Annotated in this window: 12 protein-coding genes; 10 read left to right on the top strand and 2 right to left on the bottom strand. The window is 54.2% G+C overall.

Going from position 1 to position 13,394, the window contains the following annotated elements; translation table 11 throughout:
* Positions 1-184 precede the first annotated feature (184 nt).
* From brnQ to malZ, 3 genes are all read left to right on the top strand, one after another.
* Positions 185-1,504: a branched-chain amino acid transporter carrier protein BrnQ gene (gene brnQ, locus ACLJZ5_RS06675; protein ID WP_000149625.1), complete on the top strand. Its 1,320-nt coding sequence runs from the start codon at positions 185-187 to the stop codon at positions 1,502-1,504.
* Positions 1,505-1,578: 74 nt separating this feature from the next.
* Positions 1,579-2,949 carry a proline-specific permease ProY gene (proY, locus tag ACLJZ5_RS06670; RefSeq protein ID WP_001727981.1) on the top strand — a complete coding sequence of 457 codons (1,371 nt, stop codon included), beginning with the start codon at positions 1,579-1,581 and terminating at the stop codon, positions 2,947-2,949.
* Positions 2,950-3,110: 161 nt separating this feature from the next.
* On the top strand, positions 3,111-4,928 hold the full coding sequence (gene malZ, locus ACLJZ5_RS06665; protein WP_024797526.1) for a maltodextrin glucosidase: 1,818 nt from the start codon (positions 3,111-3,113) through the stop codon (positions 4,926-4,928).
* A 71-nt stretch (positions 4,929-4,999) separates the two neighbouring features.
* On the opposite strand, the gene ACLJZ5_RS06660 is transcribed toward malZ, so the two are convergent.
* Complete coding sequence (locus ACLJZ5_RS06660; protein ID WP_000244731.1) at positions 5,000-5,602, bottom strand: peroxiredoxin; 603 nt, start codon at positions 5,600-5,602, stop codon at positions 5,000-5,002.
* A gap of 209 nt (positions 5,603-5,811) precedes the next feature.
* On the bottom strand, positions 5,812-6,393 hold the full coding sequence (gene acpH / locus ACLJZ5_RS06655) for an ACP phosphodiesterase (protein WP_001009858.1): 582 nt from the start codon (positions 6,391-6,393) through the stop codon (positions 5,812-5,814).
* Positions 6,394-6,486: 93 nt separating this feature from the next.
* On the opposite strand from acpH, the gene queA reads away from it, so the two are divergent.
* The 7 genes from queA to ACLJZ5_RS06620 all read left to right on the top strand — a co-directional run bounded on the left by queA (position 6,487) and on the right by ACLJZ5_RS06620 (position 13,315).
* Positions 6,487-7,551: a tRNA preQ1(34) S-adenosylmethionine ribosyltransferase-isomerase QueA gene (gene queA, locus ACLJZ5_RS06650; protein WP_001266530.1), complete on the top strand. Its 1,065-nt coding sequence runs from the start codon at positions 6,487-6,489 to the stop codon at positions 7,549-7,551.
* A 196-nt stretch (positions 7,552-7,747) separates the two neighbouring features.
* A complete protein-coding gene (gene tgt, locus ACLJZ5_RS06645; protein ID WP_000667305.1) occupies positions 7,748-8,875 on the top strand; it encodes a tRNA guanosine(34) transglycosylase Tgt in 1,128 nt (375 codons plus the stop codon).
* A 22-nt stretch (positions 8,876-8,897) separates the two neighbouring features.
* Positions 8,898-9,230: a preprotein translocase subunit YajC gene (gene yajC / locus ACLJZ5_RS06640; protein ID WP_000007628.1), complete on the top strand. Its 333-nt coding sequence runs from the start codon at positions 8,898-8,900 to the stop codon at positions 9,228-9,230.
* A 27-nt stretch (positions 9,231-9,257) separates the two neighbouring features.
* Positions 9,258-11,105 (top strand): protein translocase subunit SecD, encoded by a 1,848-nt coding sequence (gene secD, locus ACLJZ5_RS06635; RefSeq protein WP_000934811.1) that lies wholly within the window; start codon positions 9,258-9,260, stop codon positions 11,103-11,105.
* 10 nt (positions 11,106-11,115) lie between these two features.
* Positions 11,116-12,087, top strand: a complete 972-nt coding sequence (secF, locus tag ACLJZ5_RS06630) for a protein translocase subunit SecF (protein ID WP_000046629.1) — start codon at positions 11,116-11,118, stop codon at positions 12,085-12,087.
* Between the two features lie 144 nt (positions 12,088-12,231).
* Positions 12,232-12,597 (top strand): VOC family protein, encoded by a 366-nt coding sequence (locus ACLJZ5_RS06625; RefSeq protein WP_000793035.1) that lies wholly within the window; start codon positions 12,232-12,234, stop codon positions 12,595-12,597.
* Between the two features lie 25 nt (positions 12,598-12,622).
* Positions 12,623-13,315 (top strand): helix-turn-helix transcriptional regulator, encoded by a 693-nt coding sequence (locus ACLJZ5_RS06620; RefSeq protein ID WP_023202234.1) that lies wholly within the window; start codon positions 12,623-12,625, stop codon positions 13,313-13,315.
* Positions 13,316-13,394 lie beyond the last annotated feature (79 nt).

Below are 13,394 nucleotides of genomic sequence, written 5' to 3'. Positions count from 1 at the left end.
AAATTGCGCTTCAGGTGCTGTCATTACGACTGCATTTGCGCGGTAAATCGAAAAACAATTCTTCGCCGCATCGGTCCGGGAGCTTTTCCCGCTGAAATTGATAAAAAACGCCGCTTTATAATCCTCCGGGAAAGGCAAAAATTTTAATGTTTACAACATCACCATCCACAGGCAGTAAGACTTTATGACCCATCAGTTAAAATCGCGCGATATCATCGCCCTGGGCTTTATGACATTTGCGCTGTTCGTTGGCGCAGGCAATATTATCTTTCCTCCTATGGTCGGTTTGCAGGCGGGTGAACACGTCTGGACAGCCGCTATTGGTTTTCTGATTACCGCCGTAGGGCTACCGGTTCTTACTGTTGTGGCGCTGGCGAAAGTCGGCGGCGGCGTAGACAGCCTCAGTACGCCGATTGGTAAAGTGGCGGGACTCCTGCTGGCGACCGTTTGCTATCTGGCCGTCGGGCCGTTATTTGCGACGCCGCGTACCGCGACGGTGTCGTTTGAGGTCGGTATCGCTCCGTTGACCGGCGATTCTGCAATGCCGTTGCTGATTTACAGCGTGGTCTATTTCGCTATCGTTATTCTGGTTTCCCTCTATCCGGGTAAGCTGCTGGATACGGTGGGGAATTTCCTGGCGCCGTTGAAAATTATTGCGCTGGTCATCCTTTCCGTCGCGGCTATCGTTTGGCCTGCCGGTCCAATCAGCAACGCCCTGGACGCTTATCAGAATGCGGCCTTTTCTAACGGATTTGTGAACGGCTATCTGACGATGGATACGCTGGGCGCGATGGTGTTTGGTATCGTTATTGTGAACGCGGCGCGTTCTCGCGGCGTGACCGAAGCGCGCCTGTTGACGCGTTACACGGTCTGGGCCGGCCTGATGGCGGGCGTGGGGCTGACGCTGCTTTACCTTGCCTTGTTCCGCTTAGGTTCTGATAGCGCGACGCTGGTCGATCAGTCAGCGAACGGCGCGGCGATTCTTCATGCCTACGTTCAGCATACCTTTGGCGGCGCGGGAAGCTTCCTGCTGGCGGCGCTGATCTTTATCGCGTGTCTGGTGACGGCGGTGGGGCTGACCTGCGCCTGCGCTGAGTTTTTCGCGCAGTATATTCCGCTGTCTTACCGCACGCTGGTCTTTATTCTCGGCGGCTTCTCTATGGTGGTGTCAAACCTTGGACTGAGCCATCTGATTCAAATCTCCATTCCGGTGCTGACGGCTATCTATCCGCCGTGTATCGCACTGGTTGTATTAAGTTTTACCCGCTCATGGTGGCATAATTCCACCCGTATCATCGCGCCGGCCATGTTTATCAGTCTGCTTTTTGGTATCCTTGACGGCATCAAAGCATCTGCCTTTGGCGATATGCTGCCAGCCTGGAGTCAGCGTTTACCGCTGGCGGAACAGGGACTGGCGTGGTTGATGCCAACGGTGGTGATGGTGATCCTGGCGATTATCTGGGATCGCGCGGCGGGTCGGCAGGTGACCTCCAGCGCTCACTAAAATCGCTGACATATGTGTACACCACGGGGCTTAACGCCCCGTGGTTTTTTATTGTGTTGATAGGTCAGAAATTGATGGAAAGCAATAATAAGCTAAAGCGTGGGCTGAGCACCCGGCACATTCGCTTTATGGCATTAGGTTCGGCAATCGGCACCGGCCTGTTTTACGGCTCGGCGGACGCCATCAAAATGGCGGGGCCGAGCGTGCTGTTGGCCTATATTATTGGCGGGGTCGCGGCATATATCATTATGCGCGCATTGGGGGAAATGTCCGTTCACAACCCTGCCGCCAGCTCATTTTCGCGCTATGCGCAGGAAAACCTCGGCCCGCTTGCGGGCTACATTACCGGCTGGACCTACTGTTTTGAGATCCTGATCGTCGCCATTGCCGACGTGACCGCGTTCGGCATTTACATGGGAGTCTGGTTCCCCGCCGTGCCGCACTGGATTTGGGTACTTAGCGTGGTGCTGATCATTTGCGCCATCAACCTGATGAGCGTCAAGGTGTTCGGCGAGCTGGAGTTTTGGTTCTCCTTCTTCAAAGTCGCCACCATTATTATCATGATTGTCGCGGGTATCGGCATCATTGTGTGGGGAATTGGCAACGGCGGGCAGCCGACCGGCATTCATAACCTGTGGAGCAACGGCGGCTTCTTCAGCAATGGCTGGCTGGGAATGATCATGTCGCTGCAAATGGTGATGTTCGCTTACGGCGGGATTGAGATTATCGGTATCACCGCCGGGGAAGCGAAAGACCCGGAGAAATCCATTCCGCGCGCCATTAACTCAGTACCGATGCGTATCCTGGTATTTTATGTCGGCACGCTGTTCGTCATTATGTCTATCTATCCGTGGAATCAGGTCGGCACAAACGGCAGCCCATTTGTGCTGACGTTTCAGCATATGGGGATTACCTTTGCCGCCAGCATTCTGAACTTTGTGGTATTGACCGCCTCGCTTTCCGCTATCAACTCCGATGTGTTTGGCGTAGGCCGTATGCTGCATGGTATGGCGGAGCAGGGGAGCGCGCCGAAAATTTTTGCCAAAACGTCACGCCGTGGTATTCCGTGGGTTACTGTGCTGGTGATGACGATTGCGCTGCTGTTTGCGGTTTACCTGAACTACATCATGCCGGAAAACGTCTTCCTGGTGATTGCTTCGCTGGCGACGTTTGCGACGGTATGGGTATGGATCATGATCCTGCTGTCGCAAATCGCCTTCCGTCGTCGTTTACCGCCGGAAGAGGTAAAAGCGCTGAAATTTAAGGTGCCGGGCGGTGTCGTAACGACGATAGCGGGTCTGATTTTCCTGGTCTTCATTATTGCGCTTATCGGCTACCATCCGGATACCCGCATCTCACTGTACGTGGGCTTTGCCTGGATAGTTCTGCTGTTGATTGGCTGGATGTTTAAACGCCGTCGCGACCGTCAATTGGCGCAGGCGTAGTCGTTTTTCTCTGCCTTATCCGGTCTGCAGGCAACGGCAGGCCGGATAAGCGGAGCCGCTTCTCCTCCTGGAGTCTCCTCCCCTAATAAACCCCTGGATGATGAGTTATCCTTTAAATCTCTGTGGCAAGGTGGCCCCATTTTCAGTAGAGGGGATACGAGATGTTGAATGCCTGGCACTTACCGGTTGCCCCATTTGTGAAGCAACATAACGATAAATTAACCATTACGCTGTGGCTGAGCGGAGAAAATCCGCCGTCTCGCGTGACGTTGCGCTCAGAATTCGATAATGAAGAAATCTCACTGGCGATGCGTAAACAGCGCCGCCAGCCGCAGCCGGGCGTGACGGCGTGGCGAGCGACGCTCAATATCGCGTTAGGGCAACCCCGTCGCCGTTACAGCTTTAAATTGCTTTGGCATGACCGCCAGCTTTGGTTCACGCCGCAGGGATTTAGCCGCTTTCCGCCTGCGCGTCTGGAACAATTTGCCGTTGATGTTCCGGACAGCGGCCCGCAGTGGGTCGCCGATCAAATTTTTTATCAGATCTTCCCGGATCGTTTTGCCCGCAGCGCGACGCGTGAAGCCGATCAGGACCGGGTGTACTACCATCATGCCGCAGGTCAGGAGATTGTGCTGCGCGACTGGGACGATCCTTTAACCCCCCAGGCGGGCGGTTCCACCTTTTACGGCGGCTGTCTGAATGGCATTTGTGAGAAGCTGCCGTATCTGAAAAAACTGGGCGTCACAGCGCTATATCTGAATCCGGTATTTACCGCGCCGAGCGTCCATAAGTACGACACGGAAGATTATCGTCATGTCGATCCGCAATTTGGCGGCGATCGGGCGCTGCTACGCCTGCGGCGTGAAACCCAGGCGCAGGGCATGAGGCTGGTGCTGGATGGCGTGTTTAATCATAGTGGCGACTCGCATGCGTGGTTTGACAGGCATAACCGCAGCACTGGCGGCGCGTGCCATCACCCGGACTCGCCGTGGCGCGACTGGTACTCCTTTTCACCACAAGGCGTGGCGCTGGACTGGCTGGGTTATCCGAGCCTGCCGAAACTCGATTATCAATCAGAAACGCTAGTGGATGAGATCTATCGCGGTGAGGACAGTATCGTTCGTCACTGGCTAAAGGCTCCGTGGAATATGGACGGCTGGCGGCTGGATGTCGTACATATGCTGGGCGAGGCGGGCGGGGCGCGCCACAATTTGCAGCACGTCGCCGGTATTACCCGGGCGGCAAAAGAGGCGCAGCCCGAAGCCTATATTGTGGGGGAACATTTCGGCGATGCGCGGCAATGGCTACAGGCCGATGCGGAAGATGCCGCCATGAATTATCGCGGCTTCACCTTCCCGCTGTGGGGATTTCTCGCCAATACTGATATCGCTTACGAACCACAGCATATTGATGCCCGGACCTGTATCGCGTGGATGGATAACTACCGCGCCGGATTATCGCACCAGCAGCAACTACGCATGTTTAATCAACTCGACAGCCATGATACTGCGCGCTTTAAAACCTTGCTCGGTAAAGACGCGGCGCGCCTGCCGCTGGCGGTGGTCTGGCTGTTTACCTGGCCCGGCGTGCCATGTATTTATTACGGCGATGAAGTCGGCGTGGACGGCGCAAATGACCCTATGTGCCGCAAACCGTTCCCGTGGGATGAACGCAAGCAGGACGGCAACTTGCTGGCGCTGTACCAGCGTATGGCGAAACTGCGTCAGCGCAGCCTGGCGCTGCGTCGTGGCGGATGCCAGGCGCTGTATGCCGAAGGTGACGTAGTGGTATTCGTGCGAGTTTATCAGCAGCAGCGGGCGCTGGTGGCGATTAACCGGGGCGAGGCCTGTGAAGTGGCGCTGGAAGCGTTATCGTTGCTGAACGTGGCCGGATGGCAATGTAAAACGGGAAGCGGTGACATCCGCGAGGGAAGACTTCGTTTACCCGCGATTTCCGCGACGGTATGGATGAACCGTTGAGGCGAGGTGGTTCGTAACACCTCACGCATAAAAAAGGCTCGCATTCGCGAGCCTTTTATCAATGCACTGACTTACAGGCTGGAAATGTTCTCAGCCAGGTATTTAGCCACGCCGTCCGGAGAGGCGTTCATGCCTTCTTTGCCTTTTTCCCACTGCGCCGGGCAGACATCGCCGTGCTCTTCGTGGAACTGCAGCGCGTCGACCATACGCAGCATTTCGTCGATGTTACGACCCAGCGGCAGATCGTTTACGACCTGGTGGCGAACAATACCGTTTGCGTCAATCAGGAAAGAGCCGCGCAGCGCAACGCCTTCGTCCGGATGTTCGATACCGTAAGCTTTCTGAATTTCACGCTTCACGTCGGCGACCATTGCGTATTTCACCGGGCCAATGCCGCCTTTATCGACAGGGGTGTTACGCCATGCGTTGTGGACAAACTCAGAGTCGAAAGAAACGCCGACTACTTCAACGCCGCGCTTCTGGAATTCTTCATAACGTTTATCAAAGGCGATCAGCTCAGACGGGCAAACAAAAGTGAAGTCCATCGGCCAGAAGAACAGAACGGTCGTTTTACCATTGGTGTGCTGTTTGAAGTTGAATTTATCAACAATCTCACCGCTACCCAGTACCGCCGCAGCGGTGAAATCCGGGGCCTGACGAGTAACCAGTACCATAATAATTCTCCTGCAATATTAAGGGTTTTAGAACGCAACGCGGGCAGTATAGGGAGGGCGAAGCGACAAAACAATGCGGTCTTGACAATCAATGAGACAGCTTTTGCCTATCGATCGGGGCATTATAAATCGTAATGATGACCCCTTTATGACAGCGAACGATCTTTCTGCCAACGGCGGATCTGACGCACGCCCTCGCTATCAGGCCGTCACAGCGCTTTGCGGGCGGCCTGTGCCATCATACGCGGATAAAAATGCCAGAAGCGCTCTTCTAACGCGTCGTAGTGCGCGTCCAGATCGTACCAGGAATCACGCAAGGCATCCAGCCGGGGACGGCGATTCGCCATGCCATTCAGCACGTTTTGAATGAAATCCATATCGCGATACCGCTCTAACCATTTTTCTGACCAAAGATAATCATTCAGGTTGACAAAGCGCGGCGGGGAGTCGGGCAGAATCGTCGCGACCTGCGCATGGGCGTAGCCGACAAACGCCTGAAGTGGAAAATCAGGGGAGATTTGCGTCCAGTGGCGCGATAAAAAATGATCCCACATGACGTCCAGCGTAATGGGCGCCACGCGCCGAGTTTCATGGCGGAACCACTCTCGCGCCTCACGAACTTCCGGCAGGTTGTCGGTCATGACGTCAATACGCCGATGCATATAAATACCCTCTACGACGTCAGGAGGATAATGTGTTGCCGGGTTACCGCGGACAAAATCGGCCAGAAGATTACCGGAAAGCGAGCTGTCGGCAAGGTGCGCCAGATGCAGGTGAGCAAGAAAATTCATTATTGATTCTCTGTCCAAAAAGCGGGTAACGGTTGCAGCGGGAACGCCCCGGCACTAGACTACCCGCCTCTTATTTTAGTCTGAGTCAGAGTCATGCGCGTTACCGATTTTTCCTTTGAACTACCCGAATCCCTGATTGCCCACTACCCACAGCCGGAACGCAGTCGCTGCCGTTTGCTGTCATTAGAGGGGCCGACGGGCGCGCTGACGCACGGTACTTTCACCGATCTGCTCGATAAGCTCAACCCTGGCGATTTGCTGGTCTTCAATAATACCCGCGTGATCCCGGCGCGGCTCTTTGGCCGTAAAGCCAGCGGCGGCAAGATAGAAGTGCTGGTCGAACGTATGCTCGATGATAAACGCATCCTGGCGCATATTCGCGCTTCTAAAGCGCCAAAACCGGGCACGGAACTGCTACTGGGCGACGACGAAAGTATTCACGCGACCATGACCGCGCGTCACGGCGCTCTGTTTGAAGTTGAGTTTAATGACCCGCGTCCGGTGCTGGATATTCTCAACGCCATCGGCCATATGCCGTTGCCGCCGTACATCGACCGTCCGGACGAGGACGCCGACCGCGAACTGTACCAGACGGTCTACAGTGAAAAACCGGGCGCCGTCGCCGCGCCGACCGCCGGGCTGCACTTTGATGAGCCGCTGCTGGCGGCGCTTCGTGAGAAAGGTGTCGAAATGGCGTTTGTTACGCTACACGTAGGCGCGGGCACTTTCCAGCCGGTGCGTGTCGATACCATTGAAGATCACATCATGCACTCCGAATATGCTGAGGTGCCGCAAGAGGTGGTCGACGCGGTGCTGGCGGCGAAAGCGCGCGGCAACCGGGTTATCGCCGTCGGCACCACCTCGGTACGCTCGCTGGAAAGCGCGGCGCAGGCGGCAAAAAGCGATTTGATAGAGCCGTTCTTCGGCGATACGCAAATCTTTATTTATCCAGGTTATCAATACAAAGTGATTGATGCGCTGATCACCAACTTCCATCTGCCGGAATCGACGTTGATTATGCTGGTTTCCGCATTTGCCGGTTATCAACACACCATGAATGCCTATAAGACTGCGGTAGAACAAAAATATCGCTTTTTTAGCTACGGGGACGCGATGTTTATCACGTACAATCCGCAGGCTATTTCTGAGCGTCCGTAAGAAGGCTATCTCACTTGCCATTTTGACGCCGGGCAGTGCTCGCCATCCTCACGTACTGCGTGTACGCTCCGGTGGTTGTGCGCTGGTCGACCCCAAACTGGCTGCGCCGATGACGCCTTCGGGAATTTATTAGCTATGGAATCATTCCGTAGCGAGTCGTTAAACGTCGGACTGTTTTTCTGACGCAGGAGTGATAATGAAATTTGAGTTAGATACCACCGATGGTCGCGCGCGTCGCGGTCGTCTGGTGTTTGATCGTGGCGTAGTGGAAACGCCTGCTTTTATGCCTGTGGGTACTTACGGTACCGTGAAAGGCATGACGCCGGAAGAAGTAGAAGCGACCGGCGCGCAGATTATTCTCGGCAACACTTTCCACCTGTGGCTGCGCCCGGGTCAGGAGATCATGAAGCTGCATGGCGATCTGCACGATTTTATGCAGTGGAAAGGGCCGATTCTCACCGATTCCGGCGGCTTCCAGGTCTTCAGCCTCGGCGATATTCGTAAGATTACCGAGCAAGGCGTGCACTTCCGTAACCCGATCAACGGCGATCCGATTTTCCTCGATCCGGAAAAGTCGATGGAGATCCAGTACGATCTCGGTTCCGATATCGTGATGATCTTTGATGAATGTACCCCGTACCCGGCAGACTGGGACTATGCTAAACGCTCGATGGAGATGTCGTTGCGTTGGGCGAAGCGTAGCCGCGACCGTTTTGATAGCCTTGGCAATAAGAATGCGCTTTTTGGCATCATTCAGGGCAGCGTTTACGAAGATTTACGCGATATCTCGGTGAAAGGTCTGGTAGAGATTGGCTTTGATGGCTACGCTGTCGGCGGTTTGGCTGTCGGTGAGCCGAAAGCAGATATGCACCGCATTCTGGAGCACGTTTGCCCGCAGATCCCGGCTGACAAACCGCGTTACCTGATGGGCGTGGGTAAACCGGAAGATCTGGTGGAAGGGGTGCGTCGCGGTATTGATATGTTTGACTGTGTCATGCCAACGCGAAATGCCCGTAATGGTCATCTGTTTGTGACCGACGGCGTGGTGAAGATTCGTAATGCAAAGCATAAAAGCGACACCAGCCCGCTTGACGCCGAGTGCGATTGCTACACCTGTCGCAATTATTCACGCGCTTACTTGCATCATCTCGACCGTTGCAACGAAATATTAGGTGCGCGTCTCAATACCATTCATAACTTGCGTTACTACCAGCGTTTGATGGCGGGTTTACGCAAGGCTATTGAAGAGGGTAAATTAGAGAGCTTCGTAACCGAGTTTTACCAACGTCAGGGGCGACCCGTTCCACCTTTGAACGTTGATTAATTTTAATAATGAGGGAATTTGAATGAGCTTTTTTATTTCTGATGCGGTAGCGGCAACAGGTGCTCCAGCGCAGGGCAGCCCGATGTCTCTGATTTTAATGCTGGTGGTGTTTGGTCTGATTTTCTATTTCATGATCCTGCGCCCGCAGCAGAAGCGCACCAAAGAGCACAAAAAGCTGATGGACTCCATTGCGAAAGGTGATGAAGTTCTGACGAATGGCGGTCTGGTCGGTCGAGTGACCAAAGTAGCGGAAGCCGGCTACATTGCCATCGCGCTGAATGACACCACGGAAGTGGTTATCAAACGTGACTTCGTAGCTGCCGTTCTGCCGAAAGGCACCATGAAGGCGCTGTAATATTTCGTTTTCCCAAAGGGAACTGCCGTGTTAAACCGTTATCCTTTGTGGAAGTACATCATGCTGGTCGTCGTGATTATCGTCGGCCTGCTTTACGCACTTCCCAACCTGTATGGTGAGGATCCGGCTGTTCAAATCACTGGCGTGCGCGGCGTCGCCGCCAGTGAGCAAACGCTGATCCAGGTCCAGAAAACGTTACAAGAAGAAAAAATTCCCGCTAAGTCTGTGGCACTGGAAGAGGGCGCTATTCTTGCGCGCTTCGACACCACCGATACCCAGCTACGCGCCCGTGAAGCGCTGATGAGCGTGCTGGGGGATAAATATGTCGTGGCGCTTAACCTTGCGCCGGCTACGCCGCGCTGGTTGGCGGCTATTCACGCCGATCCGATGAAGCTCGGTCTTGATCTGCGCGGCGGCGTTCACTTCCTGATGGAAGTGGATATGGATACCGCGTTAGGTAAACTCCAGGAACAAAATATCGATAGCCTGCGCAGCGATCTGCGTGAGAAAGGCATTCCTTATACCACCGTTCGTAAAGAAAATAATTATGGGCTGAGCATCACGTTCCGTGACAGCAAAGCGCGTGATGAGGCGATCGCCTATCTGACGCCGCGTCATCGTGACCTGGTGATTTCCAGCCAGAGCGGTAATCAACTTCGCGCGGTAATGACCGATGCGCGCCTGAGCGAAGCGCGCGAATACGCCGTTCAGCAGAACATTAATATTCTGCGTAACCGTGTTAACCAACTGGGCGTCGCGGAGCCTGTCGTACAACGCCAGGGCGCAGACCGTATTGTGGTTGAGCTGCCGGGTATCCAGGATACCGCTCGCGCGAAAGAAATTCTCGGCGCGACCGCGACGCTGGAATTCCGTCTGGTGAATACCAACGTTGACCAGGCCGCCGCTGCTGCCGGGCGCGTACCGGGTGACTCCGAAGTGAAACAGACCCGCGAAGGTCAGCCGGTGGTATTGTACAAACGCGTGATCCTCACCGGCGACCATATCACCGACTCGACGTCCAGCCAGGATGAATATAACCAACCGCAGGTTAACATCTCGCTGGATAGCGCAGGCGGCAATATCATGTCTAACTTCACTAAGGACAATATCGGCAAACCGATGGCGACCCTGTTTGTGGAGTATAAAGACAGCGGTAAGAAAGACGCTAACGGTCGCGCCGTACTGGTGAAACAGGAAGAGGTGATTAACATTGCCAACATCCAGTCTCGGCTGGGTAACAGCTTCCGTATTACTGGTATCAGCAACCCGAACGAAGCGCGTCAGCTCTCGTTGCTGCTGCGTGCGGGCGCCCTGATTGCGCCGATTCAGATCGTTGAAGAGCGCACCATTGGCCCGACTTTGGGTATGCAAAATATTAAGCAGGGCCTGGAAGCCTGTCTGGCCGGTCTGGTGGTCTCCATCCTGTTCATGATCTTCTTCTATAAGAAGTTTGGTCTGATTGCGACCAGCGCGTTAGTGGCTAACCTGGTGTTGATTGTCGGTATCATGTCGCTGTTGCCGGGGGCAACGCTCAGTATGCCGGGGATTGCGGGTATCGTGTTAACCCTTGCGGTGGCGGTCGACGCCAACGTTCTGATTAACGAACGTATCAAAGAAGAGTTGAGTAATGGCCGCACGGTACAGCAGGCGATAAACGAAGGCTATGCCGGCGCGTTCAGTTCCATCTTCGATGCGAACATCACGACGCTGATTAAAGTCATCATTCTGTATGCTGTCGGTACCGGGGCAATTAAAGGGTTCGCGATTACGACCGGTATCGGTGTGGCGACGTCGATGTTTACCGCGATTATCGGTACGCGTGCTATCGTAAACCTGCTATATGGCGGCAAGCGCGTCACTAAGCTGTCAATCTGAGGAGTGCGATGTGGCACAGGAATACACTGTTGAACAACTAAACCACGGCCGTAAAGTCTATGACTTTATGCGCTGGGACTTCTGGGCATTCGGCATCTCCGGGCTGTTGCTGATCGCGGCCATTGTCATTATGGGCGTACGCGGGTTTAACTGGGGGCTGGATTTCACCGGTGGCACGGTAATTGAAATCACGCTGGAAAAACCGGCTGAAATGGACGTGATGCGCGAAGCGCTGCAAAAAGCGGGCTATGAGGAGCCGCAGTTGCAGAACTTTGGCAGCAGTCACGACATTATGGTGCGTATGCCGCCAACCGAAGGTGAAACCGGCGGTCAGGTACTGGGTAGCAAAGTGGTGACGATCATTAATGAAGCCACCAACCAGAACGCGGCCGTGAAGCGTATTGAATTCGTGGGGCCAAGCGTGGGCGCCGATCTGGCGCAAACCGGCGCCATGGCGCTGCTGGTGGCGTTGATCTCTATCCTCGTTTATGTCGGTTTCCGCTTTGAGTGGCGACTGGCGGCAGGGGTGGTCATCGCGCTGGCGCACGACGTGATCATTACGCTGGGGATACTGTCGCTTTTCCATATCGAGATTGACCTGACCATTGTGGCATCGTTGATGTCGGTGATCGGTTACTCGCTGAACGACAGTATCGTGGTCTCCGACCGTATTCGTGAAAACTTCCGCAAAATCCGTCGCGGGACGCCTTACGAAATCTTTAACGTGTCGCTGACCCAGACGCTACACCGTACGTTGATTACCTCCGGTACGACGTTAGTGGTAATTCTGATGCTGTACCTCTTCGGCGGTCCGGTACTGGAAGGCTTCTCGCTGACGATGCTGATCGGTGTCTCTATTGGTACGGCATCTTCTATCTATGTCGCATCGGCGCTGGCGCTGAAACTCGGTATGAAGCGCGAGCATATGCTGCAGCAGAAAGTCGAAAAAGAAGGGGCGGATCAGCCGTCCATTCTGCCGTAAACACGTATTTAAGTGTTATCTGAATCCCGGTCATGCGATCGGGATTTTTTTTATGTACCATGACGATAAACATTACTGACAGTATGCTGTCAGGAGCCCTGTCATACACTCCTCATGAATTAATCCACACACGCAGGAGGATGTATGAAAAACTTGATTAACTGGTTTGAAATTCCAGTTACTGATATGGCGCGTGCAATCGCCTTTTATGAGCAAGTGATGCAGATATCGTTACGTCGGGAAACCATGGATGGGGCGGACCTGGCCGTATTCCCGTATGCTGAACCCGGACCCGGCGGAGCGCTGATAAAGCAGGATGATGTCGCTCCAGTTGCGCAGGGAGTCGTTATTTATCTGCATACCGCCGATTTGTTAGCCTCGATTGAACGTGTCGTCCTTGCCGGTGGCAAGTGTGTTCTGGAACCCATGGTTCCCGGAGATGATATTGGAACCATCGCGTTGTTTATTGACAGCGAAGGTAACCGAATAGGTTTACATCAACCTGCGTGATATTTGCTAAATGTAGAGAGTCAATATGACCAGACGCGCTGACCGTTTGTTTCAGATCGTGCAAATTTTGCGGGGTAGACGACTGACGACGGCAGCGCTGTTGGCACAGCGGCTTGCGGTTTCTGAACGGACGATTTATCGCGATATTCGCGATCTGTCGTTATCCGGTGTGCCTGTCGAAGGTGAAGCGGGGAGCGGATACCGTTTAATGGCGGGTTTTGATCTGCCGCCCTTGATGCTTACCCATCGTGAATCGGAAGCACTGATGGTGGCTATACGGTTATTGAAAACCTGGGGCGGCGATTCGCTATCGCGCGAGCTTGAATCCGCCCAGGAAAAAGTGTTGGCTATTTTACCGGAAGAGAGCCGTCGTAAAGCGGAGCAGACACGGATTTACGCTCCGGAGTTGGGTACATCTCCACATTCGCGCAGCGCGTTTGATCTTATCCATCAGGCCGTTTCGGCGCAGCAGGTGTTGGCGCTACATTATCGTGATGAAGCGGGGCATCTCTCTTCACGGGATATACAACCTCTGGGATTGTTTTTCTGGGGAGAGCACTGGCTACTGGTTGCCTGGTGTGAGAGACGGGAAGACTATCGGTGTTTTCGCCTCGATCGCTGTTTACAAATTACTCCGCTTAACCGGCGATTTCGTGAAACAATCGACCGTTCTTTGCGTGATTTTTTGCGTAAAGTTGAGCACGAAAAAATGCCGTAAGATGTGATAGCGATACCTCCAACGCTTGTAAAACGGGTTGATTGGTCATCAGTTTGTCTGAAATAGCCTTCCTTACCTG

The organism is Salmonella sp. 5800 (assembly GCF_046558195.1).
Lineage (GTDB): Bacteria > Pseudomonadota > Gammaproteobacteria > Enterobacterales > Enterobacteriaceae > Salmonella > Salmonella enterica.
Note: the sequence above shows the minus strand (reverse complement) of the source record. Positions and strands in the feature narration are given on the sequence as shown.